Below are 26,587 nucleotides of genomic sequence, written 5' to 3'. Positions count from 1 at the left end.
CCAGCAAGCCGGCTCCCACACATAGGCTGCGCATCAGCACCAAATCACCCTGTGACCATCTGACCAATGGCAACCCGGCACGAAACGTGGATACTGCATCGACTTGTCATACGTGTAAAAATGTCGATCAACATCTCAAGAGCCATAGCCGGGAGGCTCGTGCAATGCGTTACGCCGAAGATCACAAAGCTCAGACTCATCAGCGCATCCTCAACGAAGCCGCCGCGCGCTTTCGTCGTGACGGTATCGGCGCGACCGGCCTGCAGCCCCTGATGAAGGCGCTGGGCCTGACCCACGGTGGTTTCTACGCCCATTTCAAATCCAAGGACGATCTGGTCGAAAAAGCCCTGCGTTGCGCGGTGGATCAGCTGAACGAATCCAGAGCGGACAAGCTGTCGGGCGATCATTCGACCGAAGCCTTCATCGACCTGTACCTGTCCGATGCTCACCGCAACGAACCGGAAAAAGGCTGCCCGCTGCCGACCATGTCCTCGGAAATGGGCCAGCGCGGTCAACCCAGCGAGACCACCGATGAATTGATCAGCAGCATGCTGGCGACCCTGGAAGCCGGTATGCCGGAAGGCCAGAAAGACAGCGACAAGAGCCTGATGATCATGACCAGCCTGGTCGGCGCTCTGGTGTTGTCGCGCAGCGCCCACGACCCGGCGCTGGCCGAGCGCATCCTGAAAACCACCGGTGAGCAGCTCAAGCAGCAGATCGGCAAAGCCTGATCGAACCCTCCCCTACCAGCCTCGGCAGGGGAAGCTTCACCCGATCACGGATGCCAGCGACGGAACAGCACGCTGGCATTGACCCCGCCAAAGCCAAAGCCATTGGACAGCGCATACTCGATGTCCATTGGCCGCGCTTCGCCATGCACGATGTCGATACCGGTCGCCGCTTCGTCCGGGTTATCCAGATTCAGCGTCATCGGTGCGATCTGGTCACGAATCGCCAGTGCCGTGAAAATCGCCTCGATCCCGCCCGCAGCACCGAGCAGATGCCCGGTGGCGGATTTGGTCGAGGTCACGGCCACGGCGTTCTGCTCACCGAACACCGACTTGATTGCCGCCATCTCGCCCTTGTCGCCCACCGGCGTCGAGGTGGCGTGAGCGTTGAGGTGCTGGATTTGCGTCGGCTGAATGCCAGCCTGACGGATCGCCGCCTGCATCGCGCGTCGCGCCCCGCTGCCGTCTTCTGGACCGGCGGTAAGGTGATAGGCGTCGGCACTGGTGCCATAGCCGACCAGCTCAACGATTGGCGTGGCGCCGCGTGCCAGGGCGTGCTCCAGGGTTTCGATGACGACGATGCCGGCACCTTCGCCCATGACGAAGCCGTCGCGGTCCTGATCGAACGGACGCGATGCACGTTCCGGCGTGTCGTTGAAGCCGCCCGACAACGCCCGCGCAGCAGCGAAACCGCCGAGGGCCACGCGGTCGATACAGGCTTCCGCACCGCCACAGATCGCCACATCGGCTTCACCGTTGCGGATCAGCCGCGCCGCATCGCCGATGGCCTGAACCCCAGCCGCACACGCGGTGACCGGTGCCCCGAGCGGCCCCTGAAAACCGTGCTGGATCGACACATGACCGGCTGCCAGGTTGACCAGAAACGATGGAATGGTGAACGGCGAAAGACGCTTCGGACCACGGGAATCGGTGGTACGCACCGCATCGGCGATCGACACGAAACCGCCGACACCGGCACCGATGATGGTTGCCGTACGCTCGCGCTCTTCATCGGTTTTCGGCGCCCAGCCCGCCTGCTCGATCGCTTCTCGCGCCGCACCCAGGGCGAACAGAATGAAGCGGTCCATCTTCTTCTGTTCCTTGGGCGGTGCTGCAGCGTCGGCATCGAAACCGGCTTCGGCGTCATCTTCCAGCGAAGGCACCAGGCCACCGACCTTGGCCGGCAGATCGGCGACGGTATCCTCAGGCAGCCGGATGATCCCGGAGCGCCCTTCCAGCAGGCGCTTCCAGACCGTTTCGACACCACTGCCCAGTGGTGTCACCAGGCCCATTCCCGTCACGACAATGCGACGCTCGTTCATGCATTCACCTTTTCAACGTTCATGGCGTGAGCAGACACAACCTCACGCACCGGAAGTTTTGTAGCGGGCTGCCGCGTGTTGCAGCGACAGATTCGGCCCCAATGCCAGACGGGCATTGACGAAGGCATCCCAGTCGGCCGCGTTGGCCAGCGAAGGGATGGTCACCAGCTCTTTCTGATCGAAGCCGGCCAGCGCCGCGTCGACCATCTCGTTGACGTCCATCACCATTTCCGCCGGGAAGGCATTGATGTCCAGGCCCGAGCGTTCCCAGATTTCGGTGCGGGTCGCGCCCGGCATTACCGCTTGAACCTGGATGCCCTGCTCGCCGATTTCAGCATTCAGGGATTGCGTCAGGCTCAGCACGTAAGCCTTGCTTGCCGCGTAGATGGCGTTGAAGCGCTCGGGAATCATCGGCACCACCGAAGCGATGTTGATGATCGCGCCACGTCCACGAGACAGGAACCCGGCAGCGGCCGACGACGCCAGATGGGTCAGGGCAACGATGTTGAGCTGAATCAGCCGGTCGGCTTCGGTCATGTCGGCTTCGGCGAGGCTGGTGCTCGATGCCACGCCAGCATTGTTCAGCAACAGCGTGATCGACGCGTCGTCGCGAAGGCGCTTTTCGATGACCGCCAGATCGCCAGCGTTGGTCAAATCGGCCTTCAGTACCTCTACCTTGACCGAGGTCTTGGTGCGCAGATCCGCGGCAATGGCCTCCATCCGCGCCTGATCACGGGCGACCAGCAGCAGGTCGAAACCGCGTTTGGCCAGCCGATTGGCGTAAGTGGCGCCGATGCCTGAAGAAGCGCCGGTGATCAGTGCAGTGCCTTGGGTGTTGGTGCTCATGGGACATTTCTCCGGGGATGAGTGAGAGTAGCGTCAGGGCAATATTACGAGCGTAATTTTCAAAATTATATGTTGATCGACATTCAGCGTGTCAAGCACCACGCTCACCACACGCCACCCGAGGCGCTTTCATGGGGGCAAAAAAAAGACCGATCAATGATCGGTCTTTCAGAAGCACGATGAGATTAGTTGATCGACAGCCTGTCGCGATTTTTTTCCAGCAGAGCCTTGCCGATGCCCTTGACCTCGATCAGTTCGTCCACCGAAGTGAACTCACCGTGTTCATCCCGATGAGCGACGATGGCCGCCGCCTTGCCGGCACCGATACCTGAGAGTTCCTTCTGCAGGGTCTCGGCGTTGGCGGTGTTGAGATTGACCTTCGCTGCCATTTCAGCCGCAGCCGTTGCAACGACCGCAGGCTTCGTATCGGTGGACGGACCCGCCGGAGCGGCGGTGACCGCGACGGAGGTGCTGGCCAGCAGGGCGAAAACCAGAGAAGAGAGGAAAGATCTGCGCATGTACATTGCTCCATGACTTCGTTATTCGGAAAGCAGCATTCCTGAGCTGCTTCCCAAACCTAGACGATGCTCATCGAGCGTCAACGCAGGCATAGGTGACGGGATGTGTACTGCGGTGAATACGCCGAAAACACGGGATTTTCGGCGCATTGGCGGAGAATGTCAGTCAGTAAGCAAAGATGTCGAAGGCGAGATGCATCAAGGTTCGTGACGGCGCTGCTGATGAATCCAGTCGACGATTTCGCCTTCCGGCGCATAGCCGCTGACGGTGTCGCCGAGGATCTGACGCACGCGATTGTAGTCATCGTCATCCAGCGCCTTGAGCAGCTGTGACAGGCTGCGCTTGAATGTTTCCCACGGCAGGTGGTCTTCCTGCGCACTCATGATCATCGGATGTTCAGTGGCCGCCACGTTGTCACCGATCAGCAGCTCCTCATAAAGCTTTTCACCAGGCCGCAGCCCCGTGAACTCGATGGCGATATCGCCGTGAGGATTCTTGTCCGAACGGATGCTCAGGCCGGACAGATGCACCATTTTCTCCGCCAGTTCGATGATTTTCACTGGCTCGCCCATGTCCAGAACGAATACATCACCGCCCTGCCCCATGGAACCGGCCTGAATCACCAGTTGCGCGGCCTCGGGAATGGTCATGAAGTAACGGGTGATTTTCGGATGCGTGACGGTGATCGGGCCACCGGATTTGATCTGCTGATGGAACAGCGGAATCACCGAGCCGGAGGAACCGAGCACGTTGCCAAAGCGCACCATGATGAAGCGCGTCTTGTTGACCTGATGCACATTGGCCCTGTCGCCGAACATCACCGGTGCGGTTTCGCGGCTCAGCGCCTGCAGTGTCAGTTCGGCCAGGCGCTTGGTGCTGCCCATGATATTGGTCGGCCGTACGGCCTTGTCCGTCGAGATCAGCACGAAGTTGGCGACGCCGGCCTGCAACGCCGCCTGCGCTGCATTGACCGTGCCCACCACGTTGTTGAGCACGCCTTCGGCGATATTGTGCTCAACCATCGGCACATGCTTGTAGGCGGCCGCGTGGTAAACGGTATCGACCTTCCAGGTCTTCATCACATCCAGCAGCTTGGCGTGATTGCGCACCGAGCCGAGAATCGGCAGCACCTTCACTTTCAACGATTCGCGCGAAACCCGGCGCTCCAGCTCGGAAAGGATGGTGTACAGGTTGAACTCGCTGTGATCCAGCAACAGCAGCGTGGTCGGTTTGAGCAGCACGATCTGCCGGCACAGTTCCGACCCGATCGAGCCGCCTGCACCCGTTACCAGTACGCATTTGTCCTTGATGCAGTGTTCCAGCAGTTCGTCCTGGGCCGGCACCGCGTCACGTCCCAACAGGTCGGCGATGTCGACTTCCTGAAGGTCGTCGACCTTGACCCGGCCGGCAGCAAGATCGGAAAAATTCGGCACGCTACGCACGTGCAGAGGGAATCCTTCAAGGAAGCCGAGGATTTCCCGGCGACGCGCTCTGGCCGAAGAAGGGATGGCCAGGAGAATTTCCTGCGCCCCCGTCACGTCGATCATCTGCTGGATGTGCTTGGGCTTGTAGACCTGCAAGCCGGAAATCACCCGATTGGAAATCGAGTCGTCGTCATCGATGAAGGCCACCGGACGCATCGAACGCCCCATGCGCAGCGCCGCCACCAATTGATTGCCCGCCGCTCCGGCACCGTATATCGCCACTTTGGGCAGACCGTCGTCACGGTTGGCGAAAGGCACATGCTGGGCGGCCGAGAACCAGTCGCCGAGAAAATACTGACGCATCGCCAGGCGCAGCCCACCGATCATCACCAGACTGAGCCACCAGTAGTTGAACATCACCGAACGGGGCACGACACGCTGGTGGTTGCTGTACAGGTACACCACCACCCCGAGAATCAGGGCCGACAGGCTGACGGCCTTGATGATCGCAACCAGCGCATCGTTACCGAAATAACGCATCACCGCGCGATACATGCCGATGCGGATGAACAGCGGAATCGCCACGATCGGTGCGCTGATGAACAGCCAGGTGTGGACTTCGAGCGGATTGATCAGGTCATCGATACCCAACCGGACGACGAAAGCCATCCACAAGGCGAACCAGACCAGACACACGTCGGTGGCAACCTGTATCACCCGCTTTTGCCGGCGCGGCAGCGCCAGCAGCATTCCGCGCAACTTGTCCATGTATCCCTCGCCCACGAGTTCTAACTCCTATCGACCTTGAAACACCGGTGTTAGATCCTGCCCTACGCAAGTTTTGCACCGACAAGAAGGCAACTGCCGGTCTGCCTTCAATTTTTTTCGAGCGCTCCGGCCTCAAACCTGATCGCCAGGATGACCAATGGGACGTAAGCGACGATAACCCCCACGACTCCATCCAGTCCGTACTGCGTGACGCACAAGGCCACGGGCAGGAGCCACACTAAATTGATTACACCGACTGCGGACGTCACGGGAAGGTGCTTGCCATATCTGCGCGACGCAAACTGGTAAGCATGACTTCGGTGAGCCTCATAGACCTTGTCGCCTCGGACGAGTCGACGAATGAGGGTAACTGTAGCGTCTACGATGAAAACCCCGAGAAGAATAAGCCATGCCCAGAAGAACTGCGAGGAAATCGACGCCGCCTTTAATGACAATAGCCCCAGAACAATGCCGAGAAAGCCGCTGCCGGCATCGCCCATGAAAATCCGCGCCGGTGGAAAGTTCCAATACAGAAAGCCGGCCACGGCACTGGCGAGCAATACCGGTAACCAGATATCGGAAGCAAAACCGTTCAATGCATAGATGATCGCCGAACCGAAACAGACGCAGACCGCCTCGACACTGGCAATACCGTCGATGCCATCCATGAAGTTATAAAGATTGAGCAACCAGACCAGATAGAACGCGGCCAATACATCTCCCAGCAAACCGAGGTTCAGCACCACGCCGAAGACCGACAATGGCGGCAGGCCGCCCAGCCAGTACAGACCCCACGCCGCAGCGAGAAAATGGCCCAAAAGACGCCAGCGCGCCGCCACATGACCGTGATCGTCGAGAAAACCGAGGGCTGCGATGGCAAGCCCGCCACCGAATAGCGCGAGGAATGCTGGCGCATCCAGGGCATTGCCGCAGAACATGACCACCAGCGCCAGCAGATATCCCAGCACGATGGCCACACCTCCGCCACGCGGGGTCGGAACCGTGTGTGAACTTCTGCCGTTGGGAATATCCAAAAGGCTTTTGTGCAGTGCATAACGTCGCAGCCAATAGGTCAGCGCCAGTGAAACGCCAAGGACTACAACTGCCAACCAACCATAATTCATGCTTTGTTCCGTCGTTAAAATCCGGTTGTTCTGTTTCTCAGCTGCCGGATGAGTACGACTTCAATACAGCAGGCCTTCAACACCCTTGTTATCGTCGCCACGTCACAGCAACTTCCGATCACGGAACCGCCGGCAACGACAACGCTTCAAGAATAAAAAACGGGACGAAAGATAACATGGAACCCGGCTGAAAAAGCGCCGATAACCTTCAGGCAAGCGACCTCCGGACGTTGCATCCGGAGGCCTGCACAGCGCTATCAGCCAGCCTTCAACAAGCTTTCGATTTCCTTGACCTTGCTCTCGACCAACTGTGGATCACATCGGCTTTCGACGTTCAGACGCAGCAGAGGCTCAGTGTTGGAACCGCGCAAGTTGAAGCGCCAATCGGCGAATTCGACGCTGATACCGTCGGTTCTGTCGATATTGGCCGCTTCCGGCTCGTAGTGCGCCAGTACCTTGCCCAGAATGGCCTTGACGTCATCGACCTTGTAGTTGATTTCGCCGCTGCATGGGTAAGCCGCCATGCGCTCATCGACCAGTTGCGAGAACGATTTGCCGGACACCGACATCAGAGCGGTCACCAGCAGCCACGGGATCATGCCGCTGTCGCAGTAGGCAAAATCGCGGAAATAATGGTGCGCGCTCATCTCGCCGCCATAGACCGCATCTTCCTTGCGCATGCGTTCCTTGATGAAAGCATGACCGGTCTTGCACAGCACTGGCGTGCCGCCAGCCAGGTTTACCTGGTCAATGGTGTTCCAGGTCAGGCGCGGGTCGTGGATGATTTTCGATTCCGGGTGCTGCTTGAGCAGCATTTCGGCCAGCAGGCCCACCAGGTAATAACCCTCGACGAAACGGCCACGCTCATCGAAGAAGAAGCAGCGGTCGAAATCACCATCCCAGGCCAGGCCCAGGTCACAACCATGCTTGAGCAACGCTTCGCGGGTGATGCTGCGGTTTTCGGGGAGCAACGGGTTAGGCACGCCGTTGGGGAAGTTGCCATCCGGTTCGCCGTTGATGATCACCCACTCGAACGGCAGTTGCGATTTGATCGCCTCCAGCGCAGGCCCGACCGCGCCATTACCCGGGTCGGCGAGAATCTTCAACGGACGCAGGTCGGCGCCTTTGACATAACCGAGCAGGTGTTGAATGTAGGCGGTCTTGTCCGGCGCCGATTTGATGCCGCCCTTGTGTGCGGCCACCTCGCCGAAATCACCGGCATCGACACGCTGACGAATGGCATCCAGGCCAGTGTCGCCGCTGATCGGGCGAGACTCGCGCTGCACCAGCTTCATGCCGTTGTAACCCTTGGGGTTGTGGCTGGCCGTCACCATCACACCACCATCGGCGACGTAGTGACTGGTGGCGAAATACACTTCTTCGGTTCCGCACAGACCGATATCGATCACATCGGCGCCAGCATCCTGAATGCCGGTGATCAGAGCCTGAGCCAGGGCAGGACTTTCGAGACGCATGTCTCTGCCGACCACGATATTTTTGGCCCCCAGCTCCACGACCATGGAGCGTCCGATGCGGTAGGCAATGTCGGCATCCAGGTCATTGGGGACCTGGCCACGGATGTCGTAGGCTTTGAAGCAGCGGGTCTGGATAGCGGGATAGACGGGATTCATGTGTAGGAACCTATGCGACGAAAAAACCCTGAGGCTTCTCTGTTCATGAAAAGCAGTTCACTCCGTGAACTGCGCGCAACCCTCGCGCATGGCACGCTAGAGGCGAGGGTTAGGCAGTGAAAAAACAGATTGGTTGTCTGAAGCGCGGTGATTATCTTCAGAATCTACGATGCAGTCCTCAAAAAACTGCTGTAAACCGGCCATCCAGAGCCATTAAAGCAGGTTTAGCCGGCGCTGCTGCCCGGCATATCGGCTCTCCAGCAGTTGCCCCAGCCTTTTCTTCGCGCGCGCCTCGCCGTGGACCAGCCGGATCGCAGACGGCCACTCCTGCATGCCGGTGACGAACGCCAGCAGTTCGCCCTGATCGGCGTGAGCCGAGTAACCGCCGATGGTTTCCACCCCGGCACGAACCGGATAACGCTCGCGATCCAGCTCGACATACCCGCCTTTCGGTCCATGGGTCTGAATGGCGGCGCCGGGGGTGCCTTTCGCCTGATAACCAACGAAGACCACGTTGTGCCGCTCATCGCCGAGCATGGCTTTCAGATAATCGACGATGCGCCCACCCGCGCACATGCCGTGGCCAGCAATGACAATGGCCGGACGTCCTGTGCTGGCGAGGTAATTCACCGTTTGCAGATGCTGCGCATGGCTGTCGATGGTAATCAACTGCTCAAACCCCAGCGGTTTACGCCCCTTCGACAAACGTTCGCGGGCGTTGGTGTCCCAAATGTCGTCAAATGACTGGTAAACCCGGGTCAGGCGGCTGGCCAGCGGAGAATCGAGGATGACCGGTAACTGCGGCCAGTTGACCGGCAGCGAGCGGTCCGTCGATGGAGGGTCAGCAATCGGCGTCAGCAGTGCCTTGCGATGGAGAATGTCTTCGATTTCGTACAACAGTTCCTGAGTGCGCCCCAGACTGAAGGCCGGAATCAACACAGTGCCATGGTCGGCCAGCGCACGCTCGATGACCGTTTCGAGCCGCTGCTGCCGGGTGGCACGATCTTCATGCAGGCGGTCGCCGTAGGTGCTTTCCAGTATCAGCAGATCCGCCCGTTCCGGCGATTTCGGGCTGGGCAGAATCGGCGTATGGGACGACCCCAAGTCTCCGGAGAAAACCACCCGACGGTTGCGCTGCTCCAGCGGATACTCGATGTCCACTTCAACATAGGCCGAACCGAGGATATGGCCCGCGCGCTGCAAGCGGATACGGCACTGCAGATCTGCCGTGGCCACCACGGAAAACCAGGTCGCAAAGGGAACGGCAATGACACGTTCTTCAACGAGCTTGAGATAACGCGCGACCTGCGACGGATCGTGCCCGTGCTCCAGCCTGAACGCGTCCTCCAGCACCAGCGGCAAAAGTTGCGCCGACGGTTCGCTGCATAGAATCGGCCCCTTGAAGCCGGCTGCCAGCAATTGAGGCAAGCGCCCGACATGATCGGCATGCACGTGGGTCAGGATCATCAGCTTGATGCTTTGCAGTGCCGACTCAGGAAAGCCGCCAAACTCGCCCAAGCGCTCGCGCAGTTCGGCTTCGACACCCTGAAACATGCCGCAGTCGATCAACAGACTATGTGCTGCATCCATCTGCAGCTGATGACACGAACCGGTTACACCATTATCCGCGCCGTGATGAACGACTTCCGGGTATTGGGTCATGAGACTCCCTCTCGCTGCTGTCTGGAAAAGCGCGGCAGCTTAGCGGGGTTGGGGAATCGGTTCAGCCAGTATGGTTTTGCCGGATTTTACCGAAGCATCCGGACATATTTTCGAGGAAGGATAAAACGGGCGCGCGCAATCAACCGGAAGCCGCAAAGAGAGGGCCAACGACGGCATAGCGGTGGAGATTGCGCTCGGGTCAGGTATCCACCACCGGACACCCTGATCATGACCCAAACGACGGTCCTTCAGACCAGACGAGCCTTCGGCTTTCTACGCAGGCGAGCAACCCAGGCAAGCAGCGGCCCGATTGCCATCCCCAGCAGCAGCGCCAGAATGACCGGAATCGCAACTGACAACTCAGGGCTCGACCAGCCGAAAAATACCAGCGACACAGGCTGCCGGTTTTCCAGCATGAACACGATCGTCGCCACTACAACCAGCAGAACGATCACAAAAAAGATTATGCGCTTCAGGTTTCGCATCGATAGCTCCTCTAACGGCTATTGGAGCTCGTGCTCCTCCTCTTCGTTCACCCGATCGCGCAGTTCCTTGCCGGGTTTGAAATGAGGAACGAACTTGCCGTCGAGGCTGACGGACTGTCCGGTTTTAGGGTTGCGTCCCACGCGCGGTGCGCGGTAATGCAGGGAAAAGCTGCCAAAGCCCCGTATTTCAATACGGTCGCCCGTGGCCAGACATTGCGACATCTGCTCAAGCATGGTCTTGATGGCCAGCTCCACATCCTTGGATGAGAGCAGTCCTTGATGGGTGACAATTCGTTCGATCAACTCCGACTTCGTCATATTTTTCCCTTCTTTTTCAAGCAGCTAGGTAAAGCGCTTTGAAGGTTTTAGCACGACCGGATGAATTTGAACAGCCTGCGCCCCCACTTATGTGAAAGGCCACACCAGGCAGGATGCCATTAGCCTGCGCAAGCCTTGCAGGCTGCGGCCTGGCGCTGTTTGAACCAGTTTGGGGCAGAAACTGTGGAAACGTTGAGGCAGGAGGAAAATGCTGCGCCCACAAAAAAGGGCGACCGAAGTCGCCCTTTTTCAATGGTCAGACAGAACTCAGTTCTGCTTTTCCATTTGAGCACGCAGCAGGTCACCCAGAGTGGTAGGACCAGTGTTTTCTGCGGTGTCAGGCTTGCTACGCAGGCTCTGAATCGCTTCTTTCTCGTCTTCAACGTCTTTCGACTTGATGGACAAGCTGATCACACGGCTCTTACGGTCAACGCTGATGATCTTGGCTTCGATCTCTTCGCCTTCTTTCAGGACGTTACGCGCGTCTTCAACGCGGTCACGGCTGATTTCGGAGGCTTTCAGAGTAGCTTCGATGTCGTCGGCCAGAGTGATGATGGCGCCTTTGGCGTCAACTTCCTTGACGGTACCGCGAACGATAGCGCCTTTGTCATTGGCAGTGACGTACTCGGAGAACGGATCGCTTTCCAGTTGCTTGATACCCAGCGAGATACGCTCACGCTCTGGGTCAACCGACAGGATTACGGTGTCCAGCTCGTCGCCCTTCTTGAAGCGACGTACGGCTTCTTCGCCGACTTCGTTCCAGGAGATGTCCGACAGGTGAACCAGACCGTCGATGCCGCCGTCCAGACCAATGAACATACCGAAATCGGTGATCGACTTGATGGTGCCGGAGATCTTGTCGCCCTTGTTGAACTGGCCAGAGAAGTCTTCCCATGGGTTCGACTTGCACTGTTTGATGCCCAGGGAGATACGACGACGCTCTTCGTCGATGTCCAGAACCATGACTTCCACTTCATCGCCAACCTGAACGACTTTCGATGGGTGGATGTTCTTGTTGGTCCAGTCCATTTCGGAAACGTGTACCAGACCTTCAACGCCTTCTTCCAGCTCAGCGAAGCAGCCGTAGTCGGTCAGGTTGGTAACGCGTGCAGTCACGCGAGTACCTTCTGGGTAACGTGCCTTGATAGCAACCCATGGGTCTTCGCCCAGTTGCTTCAGGCCCAGGGAAACACGATTGCGCTCGCGATCGTACTTCAGGACTTTTACATCGATCTCATCGCCAACGTTGACGATTTCCGATGGATGCTTGATGCGCTTCCAGGCCATGTCGGTGATGTGCAGCAGGCCATCGACGCCGCCCAGGTCGACGAACGCACCGTAGTCGGTGAGGTTCTTGACGATACCTTTGACTTGCTGGCCTTCCTGCAGGGATTCCAGCAGAGCTTCGCGCTCGGCGCTGTTCTCGGCTTCCAGGACGCTGCGACGGGAAACGACAACGTTGTTGCGCTTCTGGTCCAGTTTGATGACCTAGAATTCCAGCTCTTTGACTTCCAGGTGCGTGGAGTCGAGCACTGGACGGACGTCAACCAGAGAACCTGGCAGGAACGCACGGATGCCGTTAACGTCGACAGTGAAGCCGCCTTTAACCTTACCGTTGATAACGCCCTTGACCACTTCTTCAGCTGCGAAAGCCGCTTCCAGAACGATCCAGCACTCAGCACGCTTGGCTTTTTCGCGGGACAGTTTGGTTTCGCCAAAGCCGTCTTCGACCGCGTCCAGCGCAACGTGGACTTCGTCACCGACCTTGATGGTCAGCTCGCCAGCTTCGTTGTAGAACTGCTCGAGCGGGATGACGCCCTCGGACTTCAGGCCAGCGTGAACGGTAACCCAGTCGCCGTCGATGTCGACAACGATACCGGTGATGATGGCACCCGGCTGAAGATTGAGGGTTTTCAGGCTTTCTTCAAAAAGTTCTGCAAAGCTTTCGCTCATTTTAATTCCTGTTGATAAAGGCGAAGTATCCGCCTATCTGCCACGCTCCAGACAACGTGGGTTTCGTTCATATGAAAGAAAGCCTGCGGAACATTGACTGGTCTCCCGCACGGCTTTCTGGTCATCCAGCGAGATCGCGAAGGGCGACTTCACTCAGGATGCGTTCCAGCACCTGCTCGATGGACAATTCGGTGGAATCCAGCTGGATGGCGTCTTGCGCCGGCTTGAGCGGGGCTACCGCTCGCTGGGTGTCACGTTCGTCACGGACACGTATCTCATCTAGCAGACTCGACAGACTAACATCGTCCCCCTTGGCCTTCAACTGCAAATATCGGCGTCGGGCGCGCTCCTCGGCGCTGGCGGTCAAGAAAATCTTCAATGGCGCGGCTGGAAACACCACGGTGCCCATGTCGCGGCCGTCGGCGATCAGGCCTGGAAATTCCTGAAATGCACGCTGCCGTTGCAGCAAGGCTTCACGCACTGCCGGCAACGAAGCGACCTGCGACGCACCGCTGCCGACCGTTTCGTTACGGATCGCCAGGGTGACATCCTCGCCTTCGAGAATGATGCGCTGACCGTGATCGTCAGTCGCCGCCTCGAACTGCACATCCAGATGCGCTGCCAACAGTTTCAGCGATTCTTCGTTGGTCAGGTCGACGCCATGATTGCTCGCCGCGAACGCCAGCAGACGATACAACGCGCCCGAATCCAGCAGACACCACCCCAGACGCTTGGCCAGCAATCCGGCTACCGTCCCTTTTCCGGAACCGCTAGGTCCGTCGATCGTAATGACCGGAGCTTGAACTTTCACGATTGCCCCTCTTGCGCTACACGAATACCCACCTGGGCACACAGCGCCAGGAAATTGGGGAAAGAAGTCGCCACGTTGGCGCAGTCCCGAATACGAATCGGGGCCGTCGCGCGCAACGAAGCGACACTGAAAGCCATGGCGATGCGGTGATCGCCGCGCCCGTCTACCTCACCACCGCTGATACTGCCACCTTCAATAATGAGGCCATCGGCGGTCGGTTCAACCTTGATACCCAACACAGTCAGACCATCGGCCATGACCTGGATGCGATCGGACTCCTTGACGCGCAACTCCTCGGCGCCGCGCAACACCGTGCGCCCTTCGGCACAGGCGGCGGCCACGAACAGTACCGGGAATTCATCGATGGCCAGTGGCACCAGTGCTTCGGGGATCTCGATGCCCTTGAGCTTCGCATGCCGTACACGCAGATCAGCCACCGGCTCACCACCCACTTCGCGGGCGTTCTGCAGGGTGATATCAGCCCCCATCAGACGCAGGATATCGATGACGCCGGTGCGGGTCGGGTTGATTCCGACGTGCTCCAACAGCAGGTCGGAGCCGTCGGCAATCGATGCCGCGACCAGGAAGAATGCCGCCGAGGAAATATCGGCGGGCACTTCGATCCGCGCCGCCTTGAGTTCGCCACCGGCACGGATCGATGCCGATGCACCGTCGACCGCCAGCGGATAACCGAAGCCACGCAACATGCGTTCGGTGTGATCGCGGGTCGGCGCAGGCTCGGTGACCGTGGTTTCGCCATCGGCATAGAGCCCTGCCAACAAGAGGCAGGACTTGACCTGAGCACTGGCCACCGGCATGACGTAATCAATGCCATGCAAGCGCCGACCACCACGAATGGTCAGCGGCGGGCGCCCTTCGGCGGCAGTTTCGATGACCGCACCCATCTGTCGCAAAGGATCAGCCACCCGCGCCATCGGCCGCTTCGACAGGGACGCGTCGCCCGTCAGCACGCTGTCGAAACGCTGCGCCGCCAGCAGACCAGCCAGCAAGCGCATCGAAGTACCGGAGTTACCCAGATAGATCGGCCCCGGCGCGGGTTTCAAACCGTTGAGGCCAACGCCATGGATGGTCAGACGGCCATGATGCGGCCCTTCGATGACCACACCCATGTCGCGGAACGCCTGCAAGGTTGCCAGGGCGTCTTCACCTTCGAGAAAGCCTTCGACTTCGGTGACGCCTTGCGCCAGCGAGCCCAGCATGATCGAACGGTGGGAAATCGACTTGTCACCGGGCACGCGAATCTGCCCGCAAACACTGCCGCCCGGCTGGGCAACAAACGTCAAATCGCGGCTTTCGGTCTTTTCGACGTAAGCGCGGCGCGCAAGGATCTTGCCGAAATGCTCACGCGCCACCCGCGCACGGGTGAACACACCGAGCAATTGATGACCATCTCCAGCATCGACGGCGTCGCGCAACGCATCGAGGTCGCTGCGGAACGTGTCCAGGGTACGCAGCACCGCCTCGCGATTGGCGAGGAAGATGTCGTGCCACATGACCGGATCGCTGCCGGCAATCCGCGTGAAATCGCGGAAACCGCCAGCGGCATAGCGGAAGATATCGAGGTTTTCGTTACGCTTGGCCAGCGAGTCCACCAGGCCGAACGCCAGCAGATGCGGCAGATGGCTGGTCGCCGCCAGCACTTCGTCGTGGCGCTCGACCTGCATGTGCTCGACATCGGCACCCAGCGCCGACCACATGCGGTCCACCAGCGCGAGAGCAGCCGGATCGGTTTCTGCCAGCGGCGTGAGGATCACCTTGTGCCGACGGAACAACAACGCATTGGACGCTTCCACCCCGCTCTGCTCGGACCCTGCAATCGGATGGCCCGGCACGAAACGCGCCGGCATGGCGCCGAACGCCTCCCGCGCGGCGCGCACGACATTGCCCTTGGCGCTGCCGACATCGGTCAGCACAGCATCACCCAGATCGAGTGTCGCCAACACGCCCAGCAGTTTTTCCATGGCCAGGATCGGCACGGCCAACTGAATGACGTCGGCACCGACACAGGCGGCAGCAAGATTGTCTTCACAGCGGTCGACGACACCCAGTTCGACGGCCAGCTTGCGCGATTGCGGGTCAAGATCGACGCCGACGACTTCGCGACACAGGCCGCTTTCTTTCAAGCCTTTGGCGAACGAGCCCCCGATCAGACCGAGACCGACCACCACCAGGCGGCCGATCATAGGCGGCGCGGATTGCACTGCCGTGACATCAGCGATGACATCAACCACGCGCCAGAACCTTGTTCAATGCTTCGAGGAAGCGGCTGTTTTCGCCCGGCAGGCCAATGCTGACCCGCAGGTGATTGGGCATGCCGTAGCCAGCGATCGGACGCACGATGACACCCTCGCGCAGCAGGCCGTCATACACCGACGCGGCTTCGCGCCCGAGATCGACGGCGATGAAGTTGGCCTTCGACGGCACCCAGGTCAGCCCCATCTGCCGCAGACCCTCTTCCATCTGCTGCATGCCGGCTTCGTTCAGGCGACGACTTTCAGCCACGTATTCGACATCATCTAGCGCAGCGCAGGCAGCAGCCAGTGCGAGGCTGTTGACGTTGAACGGCTGGCGCACGCGATTGAGTACATCGGCGACCACCGGCGAGGACAGGGCGTAGCCGACGCGCAACGACGCCAGGCCGTAGGCCTTGGAGAAGGTCCGCGACACCAGCAGGTTCGGGTAGTCCGCCAGGAAATTCAGGCCATCCGGCAGCTCGGCGCCTTCGGCGTATTCGATGTAGGCCTCGTCCAGCACCACCAGCACGTCCTTTGGCACATCGGCGAGGAAGTCAGCCAGTGCCTGCGGACCGAACCAGGTACCGGTGGGGTTGTTCGGGTTGGCGATAAACACGACCCGGGTATTGCCGTCGATGGCCGCGAGCATGGCTGGCAGGTCGTGCCCCCAGTCTTTCGCCTTGGCTACGCGCGCGCTCGCGCCGACTGCCTGGGTGACAATCGGATAGATCGCAAACGCGTGCTCGCTGAACACCGCATTCAGTCCTGGCGCCAGGTAGGCACGGGCGACGATTTCGAGAATGTCGTTGGAACCGTTGCCCAGGGTCACCTGATTCGGCTTGACGCCGCACAGCTCGGACAACCGTTGCTTGAGATCGAAACCATTACCGTCGGGGTAACGGGTCAGCTCTGCCAGCGCAGCAGTGATCGCCTGCAACGCCTTGGGGCTGGCGCCCATCGGGTTTTCGTTGCTGGCCAGCTTGATGATGCTGGCCGGATCGATGTTCAACTCGCGCGCCAGTTCGTCCACCGGCTTGCCGGGAACGTAAGGCGAAAGTTTTTGCACGCCGGCCTGTGCCAACGTGAGGAAGTCGCCGCTCATGTACCGCTTAACCTCTTATAAAACGTAGATCCCATAGCAGCCCTGCCAACGTGGGTGACCTCCCTTACGCCACCGCCGGCAAGCCGTACTGCTACGGTTTTCGTGCTGCACCGCTTCCGCTGCAGCAGTCCGGCTTGCCGGGGGTGACGCATTCAAGGACGCCACACCCGCAAGCCTTGCGACGACCAATCAGAATCGTCAGAGCACCGCTTTCGGATAGGAGCCGAGCACCTTGAGTGCCACCGCCTCCTGGCTGATCCGTTCAAGCACCGCCTTGATCAATGGATCGCGGTGGTGACCGACGAAGTCGATAAAGAACACGTAGGTCCATTTACCGCTGCGCGAAGGCCGGGTCTCGATACGGGTCAGGTCGATTCCGTTCTCGTGGAAAGGCACCAGCAGTTCATGCAGCGCGCCAGGCTTGTTGCTCATCGACACGATGATCGAGGTCTTGTCGTCACCGGTCGGCGGCACTTCCTGATTGCCGATCATCAGGAAGCGCGTCGAGTTGTCCGGACGGTCTTCGATCTTCTCGGCAATGCGGGTCAGGCCATACAGGCTGGCCGCCATATCGCCAGCAATGGCGGCAGAGTTCCACTCGCTCTTCACCCGCTTGGCCGCTTCGGCGTTGCTGGAAACCGCTACGCGCTCCACATTCGGGTAATGCGCGTCCAGCCACTTGCGGCACTGGGCCAGCGACTGGGCGTGGGAGTAAATGCGGCTGATGCTGTCGGTCTTGGTGTTCTCGCCCACCAGCAGGTGGTGGTGAATACGCAGCTCGACTTCGCCACAGATGACCATGTCGTGTTCGAGGAAGCTGTCCAGCGTGTGGTTGACCGCACCTTCGGTGGAGTTCTCCACCGGCACCACGCCGAAATTGACCGCACCGGCCGCCACTTCGCGGAACACTTCGTCGATGGCTGCCATCGGCTTGCTGATCACCGCATGACCGAAGTGCTTGAGCGCAGCGGCCTGGGTGAAAGTGCCTTCCGGGCCCAGATAGGCGACCTTGAGCGGCTGCTCCAGTGCCAGGCACGAGGACATGATTTCGCGGAACAGACGCGCCATTTCCTCGTTGCTCAACGGGCCACGGTTACGCTCCATGACCCGCTTGAGCACCGCTGCTTCACGTTCCGGGCGGTAGAAAACCGGCTCTTCGCCTTCAGCCAGACCGGCCATCTTCACGCGCGCCACTTCCTGCGCGCAGCGAGCGCGTTCGCTGATCAGCTCCAGGACCTTTTCGTCCAGGCTGTCGATGCGAACCCGCAGCGCCTTGAGCTCTTGTTCAGACATCAGCCGTGTTCCTTCTCGAATTCAGCCATGTAGGCCACCAGCGCCTCGACGGCGTCCAGACCCAGGGCGTTGTAGATCGACGCGCGCATGCCGCCCACCGAACGGTGACCCTTGAGGTTGAGCAGGTTGCGCGCATCGGCGCCAGCCAGGAAAGCCTTGTCCAGACGCTCGTCAGCCAGACGGAACGGCACGTTCATCCACGAACGGGCGTTGTGGCTGATCGGGTTGGTGTAGAACTCGCTGGCGTCGATGAAGCTGTACAGGCGATCTTTCTTGGCCCGGTTACGCTGCTCCATGGCCTCGACACCGCCCTGCTCCTTGAGCCACTCAAACACCAGACCCGACAGATACCAGGAATAGGTCGCCGGGGTGTTGTACATCGAACCGTTGTCGGCCGAGATCTTGTAATCGAGCATGGTCGGGCAACTGCTGCGGGCACGACCCAGCAGATCCTCACGGACGATCACCACCACCAGGCCGCTCGGGCCGATGTTCTTCTGCGCGCCGGCATAGATCAGGCCGTACTGCGATACATCGATCGGACGCGAGAGGATGTCGGAGGACATGTCGACGACCAAAGGAACGTCGCCGGTTTCCGGTACCCAGTCGAACTGCAGGCCGCCGATGGTCTCGTTGGACGCATAGTGGACGTACGCCGCGTTCTTGCTCAGGTTCCACTCGTTCTGACCGGGAATGGCCAGATAGTCGTAAGGCTTGGCGCTGGCAGCCACGTTGATGTTGCCGAAACGACGGCCTTCTTCGATGGCCTTCTTCGACCAGATACCGGTCTCGATGTAGTCGGCGGTACCGTTTTCCGGCAGCAGGTTCAGCGGAATCTCGGCGAACTGCTGGCTGGCGCCACCCTGCAGGAACAGGATCTTGTAATTGGACGGGACGGACAGCAGGTCACGCAGGTCCTGCTCGGCCTTGACGGCAATGGCCGTGTAGTCGTCGCTGCGATGACTCATTTCCATGACTGACAAGCCCTTGCCACGCCAGTCCATCATTTCGGCCTGGGCACGCTGCAGCACAGCGTCGGGAAGCGCGGCGGGACCAGCGCAGAAGTTAAAGGCTCGCTTGCTCATATCCACTCTCGTCATGTAACTCGTTGAATTCAAAACCGCTGTAGCCACGCGCCAGAGCCGGCGCCCGATTACAGTACTGGCCAAAGCCAAGAGGGCCCACGAATGGGCCCTCAATTACAACGTCTGTCAGTCCTGCGACTCTTCTTCGTCCGCAGCGCCATCGGCTTGCAGGTCCGCTGCCGAATCGTCGACATCGGCAAGGCCGGTGGCCTCTCCTTCTGCCGCTTCGCCTTCGAACGCTTCACCGTCCAGCACGTCATCTTCGACTTCCGACGGCTCCTGGATACGCTCCAGGCCCACCAGCGTCTCGTCCTTCGCCAGCTTGATCAGGGTCACGCCCTGGGTGTTGCGGCTCAGGCTGGAGACTTCGTCAACGCGGGTACGCACCAGAGTGCCCTGGTCGGAAATCAGCATGATTTCTTCGCCGTCCTGCACCTGAATGGCACCGATCAGGTTGCCGTTGCGGCCCTTCATGGCGATCACGCCCTGGCCGCCACGACCGCGACGCGGGAATTTCGACAGCGGCGTGCGCTTGCCGATACCACGCTCGGAAGCAGTGAGGATCTGCGCGCCGGACTCAGGGATCAGCATCGAGATCAGGCGACCCTTGCCCAGCTTCATGCCGCGTACGCCACCGGCGGTACGACCGCGCTCACGCACTTCGCTCTCGGCGAAACGGATGACCTTGCCGGCTTCGGAGAACAGCATGACTTCACGGGCACCGTCAGTGATGGCCGCAGCGATCAGGGTGTCGCCTTCTTTCAGTTTCAGCGCGATCAGGCCGCTGGTACGCGGACGGGCGAACTTGGACAGCGCGGTTTTCTTGACGGCACCCGAAGCGGTGGCCATGAAGATGTAGGCGCCAGTCGGTTCAGCGACCAGTTCCGGGGTATCGCCGTCTTCTTCGTCGATTTCTTCCGCTTCGACGACTTCACCTTCGATCACGGTGCCTTCGATCACGCCGTCCTCGGCGTCTTCGGCTTCGTCGTCACCGACGCTCTGCTGCAACGCTTCCAGGTCGATCTGCAGCATGGCGGTGATGCGCTCACCTTCTTCCAGCGGCAGCAGGTTGACCATCGGACGGCCACGGGCGGCGCGGGACGCCTCGGGAATTTCGTACGTCTTCAGCCAGTAGACCTTGCCCTTGCTGGAGAACAGCAGCAGCGTGGCGTGGCTGTTGGCGACCAGCAGGTGAGAAATGTAGTCCTCGTCCTTGATGCCGGTCGCCGACTTGCCCTTGCCGCCGCGACGCTGGGCCTGATAGGCCGACAGCGGTTGAGTCTTGGCGTAGCCGCTGTGGGAAATGGTCACCACGCGCTCTTCTTCGGGGATCATGTCGCCCAGAGTGAGGTCCAGACGCGAATCGAGGATCTCGGTGCGACGGACATCGCCGTATTCGGCGCGGATCAGTTCCAGCTCTTCGCGGATGACTTCCATCAGGCGCGTAGCGCTGTTGAGGATGCGGATCAGCTCGCCGATCTGGGTCAGGATTTCCTGATATTCGGTCAGCAGCTTTTCGTGTTCCAGACCGGTCAGACGGTGCAGACGCAGTTCCAGAATCGCCTGAGCCTGCTCCGGCGACAGGAAGTACTTGCCGTCACGCAGACCGTATTGCGGGTCGAGGTTCTCAGGGCGGGACGACTCGGCGCCGGCGCGCTCGATCATCTCCACCACGGCGCTCGATTCCCACGGCGTGTTGACCAGACCTTCCTTCGCTTCGGCCGGCGTCGGCGAGGCTTTGATCAGCTCGATGACCGGGTCGATGTTGGACAGCGCAACTGCCTGACCTTCGAGGATGTGCGCACGCTCGCGAGCCTTGCGCAGTTCGAACACGGTACGACGGGTGACGACTTCGCGACGGTGGCGAATGAACGCTTCCAGCAGGTCCTTGAGGTTGAGGATCCGTGGACGGCCATCGATCAGTGCAACGATGTTGATACCGAACACGCTCTGCAGCTGGGTCTGGGCGTAGAGGTTGTTGAGGATGACCTCTGGCACTTCGCCACGGCGCAGCTCGATGACCACGCGCATACCGTCCTTGTCGGACTCGTCGCGCAGTTCGGTGATGCCTTCGAGTTTCTTCTCTTTCACCAGTTCGGCGATCTTCTCGATCAGACGCGCCTTGTTCAGCTGGTAAGGCAGCTCGGTGATGACGATCTGCTGGCGACCACCGACCTTGTCGATGTCTTCGACGGTGGAACGGGCGCGCATGTAAATGCGGCCACGGCCGGTGCGATAGGCTTCGACGATACCGGCACGGCCGTTGATGATGCCCGCTGTCGGGAAATCAGGGCCGGGAATGTATTGCATCAGCTCATCGACGGTCAGCTCGCTGTTGTCGATGAGGGCCAGGCAACCGTCGATGACTTCACCGAGGTTGTGCGGCGGAATGTTGGTCGCCATACCCACGGCGATACCGCTGGAACCGTTGACCAGCAGGTTGGGGATACGGGTCGGCATGACAGCCGGAATCAGCTCGGTGCCGTCGTAGTTGGGCACCCAGTCCACGGTTTCCTTGTGCAGGTCCGCCAGCAGCTCGTGCGCCAGCTTGGTCATGCGCACTTCGGTGTATCGCATCGCCGCGGCGTTGTCGCCGTCGACCGAACCGAAGTTGCCCTGACCGTCGACCAGCAGGTAACGCAGGGAGAAAGGCTGCGCCATACGCACGATGGTGTCGTAGACCGCAGTGTCACCGTGAGGGTGGTACTTACCGATGACGTCACCGACCACACGGGCGGATTTCTTGTACGGCTTGTTCCAGTCGTTGCCCAGTTCGCTCATGGCGTACAGGACACGCCGGTGCACGGGCTTCAAGCCGTCGCGTGCATCGGGCAGAGCACGTCCGACGATGACGCTCATCGCGTAGTCGAGGTAGGACTGCTTCAGCTCGTCTTCGATATTGACCGGGAGGATTTCTTTGGCCAGTTCGCCCATGAGAAGCCTGATTCCTTTTTCTGGTGAAACCTCGTTCAGCCATCCGGGATGAACGAAGCTCGCCGTCGCCGACGAGTGCCAGGCGACGACTTACGACAAATCAGCGAGTTAAGCCATGGATTTGCGCAGTAAAGGAGGCGGCCATGCGCCTCCTTGGAAACCGCCGAATGTTACCACAATCGCCGTCCGGCACGAAGTCTTTGAGAGCGCTGATAGTGAGCCATCAGACAGATAGCCCCCGCAGAAGCGCTCAGAGAGCGCGATAGCGGCATCTTACCCCTGCACAACCCTGTTCAGAGGCAACTCAATGCAGGCGTTTGCGGCACATCAGTTGCGCCATTTTTATCGTGTCCGGGCGCTCGACGATGCCCTTCTCCGTGACGATCGCATCGATCAGGTCGGCCGGGGTGACATCGAACACCGGATTGAACGCATCGACGTCCGCGCCCAGGCGCTGGCCGCCGATTTCCAGCAGCTCGCGACCGTCGCGCTCTTCGATGGGAATGTCTTCGCCGCTGGCCAGGTTCATGTCGATGGTGGAACTTGGTGCTACCACCATGAAACGCACGCCGTGATGCATCGCGGCGACCGCCAGCTGATAGGTACCGATCTTGTTCGCCACATCGCCATTGGCGGTGATGCGGTCGGCACCGACGATGACCCAGGTAATGCCCTTCGTCTTCATCAGGTGCGCAGCGGCAGAGTCCGCGTTCAGCGTGACCGGAATGCCTTCGTTGACCAGCTCCCACGCCGTCAGACGCGAGCCCTGCAGCCACGGCCGGGTTTCGTCGGCGTAGACGCGCTCGATCATGCCTTCCATATAGGCAGCACGAATGACCCCCAGCGCGGTGCCGAAACCACCGGTGGCCAGTGCGCCGGTATTGCAGTGGGTCAGCACGGTCTGCAGGTTGCCCTGGTGCTTGCGGATGAGCTCGGCGCCCAGTTGCGCCATGGTCAGGTTGGCTTCGCGGTCGCTCAGATGAATGGCCACTGCCTCGGCTTCCATGATCGCGACCGGATCGTCACTGTCCTTGAGCCGGTACAGACGCTCGCGCATGCGGTTCAGTGCCCAGAACAGGTTGACCGCGGTCGGCCGCGCATTGGCGAGCAGGTCGAAATCCTCTTCCAGCGCCATTTGCCAGTCGCCGCCTGCCGCCAAACGGTCAACAACCGCCAGCACAATGCCGTAGGCGGCCGTGATGCCGATGGCTGGCGCGCCACGCACTACCATCGTGCGAATCGCTTCAGCCACGTCGGCGGCGTTGCGGTAGGGATGCCAGGTTTCTTCCGATGGCAGGATCCGCTGATCCAGCAGATACAGCGTGCCGTCCCGCCAATCGATGGCCTTCACCTTTTCCGCAGCCAGTAATCGATCGCGCATTGCACACCCCACATGATGATTTTGAGAAACCAGACGCTGAATCCTTTGAGCCAAAGCCGTAAAGCAAATAGCCAGCAGCTGAAAAAGCCGCCGATTATAACGAGCCGACCGTCAGGACGCTCGGGTATACTGCGCCGTTTCCGTCACCAGCCACTGGACGCCCGAACCATGCCCGACTCCGCTGCCCCGCTCGACCTGTTGCTCCTGCCGCAGTGGCTGGTGCCGGTCGAACCTGCCGGTGTCGTGCTCAAGCAACACGGCATCGGTATTCGTGACGGTCGCATCGCCTATATCGGCCCGCGCGCCGAAGCCCTGCGCCAGAGCGCCCTTGAAGTGCGTGAACTGCCCGACATGCTGCTCGCCCCCGGCCTGATCAACGCCCACGGTCACGCGGCGATGACCCTGTTTCGCGGCATGGCCGACGATCTGCCGCTGATGACCTGGCTGCAGGACCATATCTGGCCGGCCGAAGCCAAGTGGGTCAGCGAAGATTTCGTCCGCGACGGCACCGATCTGGCGATCGCCGAGCAGCTCAAGGGCGGCATCACCTGCTTTTCTGACATGTACTTTTTCCCAAAGGTTGCCTGCGAGCGGGTACACAACAGCGGCATTCGCGCGCAGATCACCGTGCCGGTGCTGGATTTCCCGATCCCCGGCGCGCGCAATGCCGACGAATCGCTGCACATCGGCGTCGAGCTGTTCAACGATCTGGCCCACCACGAGCGCATCACCATTGCCATGGGCCCGCATGCGCCCTACACGGTCAGCGATGAAAACCTGGAAAAGATCCGGGTCATCGTCGACGAACTGGACGCCATGATCCACATGCACGTGCATGAAACCGCGTTCGAGGTGAACGAAGCCGTGCAGCAGCGCCAGGAACGCCCGTTGGCGCGCCTGCAGCGACTGGGCCTGCTGGGTCCGCGCTTCCAGGCCGTACACATGACGCAGATCAGCGATGACGACCTGGCCATGCTGGTCGAAAGCAATTCCAGCGTGATTCACTGCCCCGAGTCGAACCTGAAGCTGGCCAGCGGCTTCTGCCCGGTGGAGCGCCTGTGGCAGGCCGGCGTCAACGTCGCCATCGGCACCGACGGCGCAGCCAGCAACAACGACCTCGACCTTCTCGGCGAAACCCGCACCGCCGCACTGCTGGCCAAAGCCGTCGCCGGCTCTGCCACCGCACTGGACGCCCACCGCGCCCTGCGCATGGCGACACTCAATGGCGCCCGGGCGCTGGGGCTGGACGAACACACCGGCTCGCTGGAGTTGGGCAAGGCCGCCGACATGGTCGCCTTCGACCTCTCGGGCCTGACGCAACAGCCGGTCTACGATCCGGTATCGCAGCTTATTTATGCCAGTGGCCGCGACTGCGTTCGCCACGTCTGGGTCGCCGGCAAGCAACTGTTGCAGGACGGCAGACTCACGCGCATGGACGAACAGGCGCTGATCGCCACTGCCAAAGCCTGGGGCGCGCGCATCGCCGCCCGGGGCTGACCCGTTTTTGCACCGCTACCGCCGACGGGCGCGAGCGGCCACCGATTTTCAAGATTAGAGGGATCACCGATGAGCAACGTCGACCACGCCGAAATCGCCAAATTCGAAGCCCTGGCTCACCGCTGGTGGGACCGCAACAGCGAATTCAAGCCGCTGCACGACATCAACCCGCTGCGGGTCAACTGGATCGACGAGCGCGTCAGCCTGGCCGGCAAAAAGGTGCTGGACGTCGGCTGCGGCGGCGGCATTCTCAGCGAAGCCATGGCCCTGCGCGGCGCCACCGTGACCGGCATCGACATGGGTGAAGCTCCGCTTGCGGTGGCGCAACTGCACCAGCTGGAATCCGGCGTTGCCGTCGAGTACCGGCAGATCACCGCCGAAGCGCTGGCCGAAGAGATGCCCGAGCAGTTCGACGTGGTCACCTGCCTGGAAATGCTCGAACACGTTCCGGACCCGTCGTCAGTGATCCGCGCCTGTTTCCGTATGGTCAAGCCGGGCGGCCAGGTGTTTTTCTCCACCATCAACCGCAATCCGAAGGCCTATCTGTTCGCCATCATCGGCGCCGAATACATCATGAAGCTGCTGCCGCGCGGCACCCATGACTTCAAGAAATTCATCCGCCCCTCCGAGCTGGGCGCCTGGAGCCGTCAGGCGGGTCTGCAGGTCAAGGACATCATCGGCCTGACCTACAACCCGCTGACCAAGCACTACAAGCTGGCGGCGGACGTCGACGTCAACTACATGATCCAGACACTGCGGGAGGCCTGAGTCATGCGCTTGAGAGCAGTTCTTTTCGACATGGACGGCACCCTGCTCGACACCGCGCCGGACTTCATCGCCATCTGCCAGGCCATGCTGGCCGAGCGCGGCTTTGCGCCGGTGGATGACAAGTTGATTCGTGACGAGATCTCCGGCGGCGCCAAGGCCATGGTGTCTGCGGCCTTTGCCCTGTCGCCGAATGCGCCGGAATTCGAAGGTCTGCGCCTGGAGTTTCTGGAGCGCTACCAGAAAGACTGCGCGGTCCACAGCAAGCTGTTCGACGGCATGGCCGAACTGCTGGCGGACATCGAGCATTCGAAGCTGATCTGGGGCGTGGTCACCAACAAGCCGCTGCGCTTCGCCCAGCCGATCATGGAGCAACTGGGCCTGGCCGAGCGCTCGGCGGTGCTGATCTGCCCGGACCACGTGACCCGCAGCAAGCCTGATCCCGAGCCGCTGCTGCTGGCCTGCAAGATGCTCGATCTGGACCCGGCCAGCGTGTTGTTCGTCGGCGACGACCTGCGCGACATCGAATCGGGCCGCGATGCCGGCACCCGCACGGCAGCGGTACGCTACGGTTACATCCACCCCCACGACAACCCGACCCACTGGGGCGCGGACGTGGTCGTGGATCACCCGCTGGAACTGCGCAAGGTGCTGGACAACGCGCTTTGCGGCTGCTGAAAGACA

The 26,587-nt window shown here is 60.5% G+C and carries 20 protein-coding genes and 1 pseudogene; 4 read left to right on the top strand and 17 right to left on the bottom strand.

What is annotated here, in order from left to right:
- Positions 1 to 164 precede the first annotated feature (164 nt).
- Positions 165 to 731 (top strand): TetR/AcrR family transcriptional regulator, encoded by a 567-nt coding sequence (locus ACIPL0_RS17790; RefSeq protein WP_400592136.1) that lies wholly within the window; start codon positions 165 to 167, stop codon positions 729 to 731.
- 44 nt (positions 732 to 775) lie between these two features.
- On the opposite strand, the gene fabF is transcribed toward ACIPL0_RS17790, so the two are convergent.
- The 17 genes and pseudogenes from fabF to mtnA all read right to left on the bottom strand — a co-directional run bounded on the left by fabF (position 776) and on the right by mtnA (position 23,641).
- Positions 776 to 2,050 (bottom strand): beta-ketoacyl-ACP synthase II, encoded by a 1,275-nt coding sequence (gene fabF, locus ACIPL0_RS17785; protein WP_400592138.1) that lies wholly within the window; start codon positions 2,048 to 2,050, stop codon positions 776 to 778.
- A gap of 42 nt (positions 2,051 to 2,092) precedes the next feature.
- Positions 2,093 to 2,896, bottom strand: coding sequence for an SDR family NAD(P)-dependent oxidoreductase (locus ACIPL0_RS17780; RefSeq protein ID WP_400592141.1), 804 nt, complete (start codon positions 2,894 to 2,896; stop codon positions 2,093 to 2,095).
- 185 nt (positions 2,897 to 3,081) lie between these two features.
- A complete protein-coding gene (locus ACIPL0_RS17775) occupies positions 3,082 to 3,414 on the bottom strand; it encodes a ComEA family DNA-binding protein (RefSeq protein ID WP_400592144.1) in 333 nt (110 codons plus the stop codon).
- A 198-nt stretch (positions 3,415 to 3,612) separates the two neighbouring features.
- Positions 3,613 to 5,607 (bottom strand): polysaccharide biosynthesis protein, encoded by a 1,995-nt coding sequence (locus ACIPL0_RS17770; RefSeq protein ID WP_400592147.1) that lies wholly within the window; start codon positions 5,605 to 5,607, stop codon positions 3,613 to 3,615.
- 107 nt (positions 5,608 to 5,714) lie between these two features.
- A complete protein-coding gene (locus ACIPL0_RS17765) occupies positions 5,715 to 6,731 on the bottom strand; it encodes a glycosyltransferase family 4 protein (RefSeq protein WP_400592150.1) in 1,017 nt (338 codons plus the stop codon).
- A 257-nt stretch (positions 6,732 to 6,988) separates the two neighbouring features.
- On the bottom strand, positions 6,989 to 8,362 hold the full coding sequence (locus tag ACIPL0_RS17760; RefSeq protein WP_400592152.1) for a phosphomannomutase: 1,374 nt from the start codon (positions 8,360 to 8,362) through the stop codon (positions 6,989 to 6,991).
- 213 nt (positions 8,363 to 8,575) lie between these two features.
- On the bottom strand, positions 8,576 to 10,024 hold the full coding sequence (locus tag ACIPL0_RS17755; protein WP_400592155.1) for an MBL fold metallo-hydrolase RNA specificity domain-containing protein: 1,449 nt from the start codon (positions 10,022 to 10,024) through the stop codon (positions 8,576 to 8,578).
- Positions 10,025 to 10,272: 248 nt separating this feature from the next.
- A complete protein-coding gene (locus tag ACIPL0_RS17750) occupies positions 10,273 to 10,509 on the bottom strand; it encodes a lipopolysaccharide assembly protein LapA domain-containing protein (protein WP_400592158.1) in 237 nt (78 codons plus the stop codon).
- 18 nt (positions 10,510 to 10,527) lie between these two features.
- Positions 10,528 to 10,827, bottom strand: a complete 300-nt coding sequence (gene ihfB / locus ACIPL0_RS17745) for an integration host factor subunit beta (RefSeq protein WP_037011901.1) — start codon at positions 10,825 to 10,827, stop codon at positions 10,528 to 10,530.
- Between the two features lie 267 nt (positions 10,828 to 11,094).
- A pseudogene (gene rpsA / locus ACIPL0_RS17740) lies at positions 11,095 to 12,780 on the bottom strand (30S ribosomal protein S1).
- Positions 12,781 to 12,901: 121 nt separating this feature from the next.
- Positions 12,902 to 13,591, bottom strand: coding sequence for a (d)CMP kinase (cmk, locus tag ACIPL0_RS17735; RefSeq protein ID WP_400592166.1), 690 nt, complete (start codon positions 13,589 to 13,591; stop codon positions 12,902 to 12,904).
- A complete protein-coding gene (locus ACIPL0_RS17730; RefSeq protein WP_400593890.1) occupies positions 13,588 to 15,795 on the bottom strand; it encodes a bifunctional prephenate dehydrogenase/3-phosphoshikimate 1-carboxyvinyltransferase in 2,208 nt (735 codons plus the stop codon). Before ACIPL0_RS17730 ends, cmk begins: the two co-directional genes overlap by 4 nt.
- Positions 15,796 to 15,835: 40 nt before the next feature.
- Positions 15,836 to 16,948, bottom strand: a complete 1,113-nt coding sequence (gene hisC, locus ACIPL0_RS17725; RefSeq protein ID WP_400592169.1) for a histidinol-phosphate transaminase — start codon at positions 16,946 to 16,948, stop codon at positions 15,836 to 15,838.
- Positions 16,949 to 17,146: 198 nt separating this feature from the next.
- Positions 17,147 to 18,241, bottom strand: a complete 1,095-nt coding sequence (gene pheA / locus ACIPL0_RS17720) for a prephenate dehydratase (RefSeq protein WP_400592172.1) — start codon at positions 18,239 to 18,241, stop codon at positions 17,147 to 17,149.
- Positions 18,241 to 19,326, bottom strand: a complete 1,086-nt coding sequence (serC, locus tag ACIPL0_RS17715; RefSeq protein ID WP_400592175.1) for a 3-phosphoserine/phosphohydroxythreonine transaminase — start codon at positions 19,324 to 19,326, stop codon at positions 18,241 to 18,243. The genes pheA and serC overlap by 1 nt, the downstream gene beginning before the upstream one ends.
- Positions 19,327 to 19,452: 126 nt before the next feature.
- The gene (gyrA, locus tag ACIPL0_RS17710; RefSeq protein WP_400592178.1) at positions 19,453 to 22,260 is read right to left on the bottom strand and encodes a DNA gyrase subunit A; all 2,808 of its coding nucleotides are present in this window, start codon (positions 22,258 to 22,260) and stop codon (positions 19,453 to 19,455) included.
- A gap of 304 nt (positions 22,261 to 22,564) precedes the next feature.
- A complete protein-coding gene (gene mtnA, locus ACIPL0_RS17705) occupies positions 22,565 to 23,641 on the bottom strand; it encodes an S-methyl-5-thioribose-1-phosphate isomerase (RefSeq protein WP_400592181.1) in 1,077 nt (358 codons plus the stop codon).
- A 168-nt stretch (positions 23,642 to 23,809) separates the two neighbouring features.
- Here mtnA and ACIPL0_RS17700 point away from each other — a divergent pair, with 168 nt between their 5' ends.
- The 3 genes from ACIPL0_RS17700 (at position 23,810) to mupP (ending at position 26,581) form a co-directional block, all read left to right on the top strand.
- Entirely contained in the window at positions 23,810 to 25,138 is a 1,329-nt protein-coding gene (locus ACIPL0_RS17700; RefSeq protein ID WP_400592183.1) for a TRZ/ATZ family hydrolase, read from the top strand.
- Between the two features lie 69 nt (positions 25,139 to 25,207).
- Complete coding sequence (gene ubiG, locus ACIPL0_RS17695; RefSeq protein ID WP_400592186.1) at positions 25,208 to 25,906, top strand: bifunctional 2-polyprenyl-6-hydroxyphenol methylase/3-demethylubiquinol 3-O-methyltransferase UbiG; 699 nt, start codon at positions 25,208 to 25,210, stop codon at positions 25,904 to 25,906.
- 3 nt (positions 25,907 to 25,909) lie between these two features.
- The gene (gene mupP, locus ACIPL0_RS17690; RefSeq protein WP_400592189.1) at positions 25,910 to 26,581 is read left to right on the top strand and encodes an N-acetylmuramic acid 6-phosphate phosphatase MupP; all 672 of its coding nucleotides are present in this window, start codon (positions 25,910 to 25,912) and stop codon (positions 26,579 to 26,581) included.
- Positions 26,582 to 26,587: the final 6 nt, after the last annotated feature.

Origin of the sequence: Pseudomonas sp. NPDC090208 (genome assembly GCF_044746785.1) — a bacterium.
Lineage (GTDB): Bacteria > Pseudomonadota > Gammaproteobacteria > Pseudomonadales > Pseudomonadaceae > Aquipseudomonas.
The sequence above is the reverse complement of the archived record's forward strand: the minus strand, read 5'-3'. Positions and strand labels throughout refer to the sequence as shown.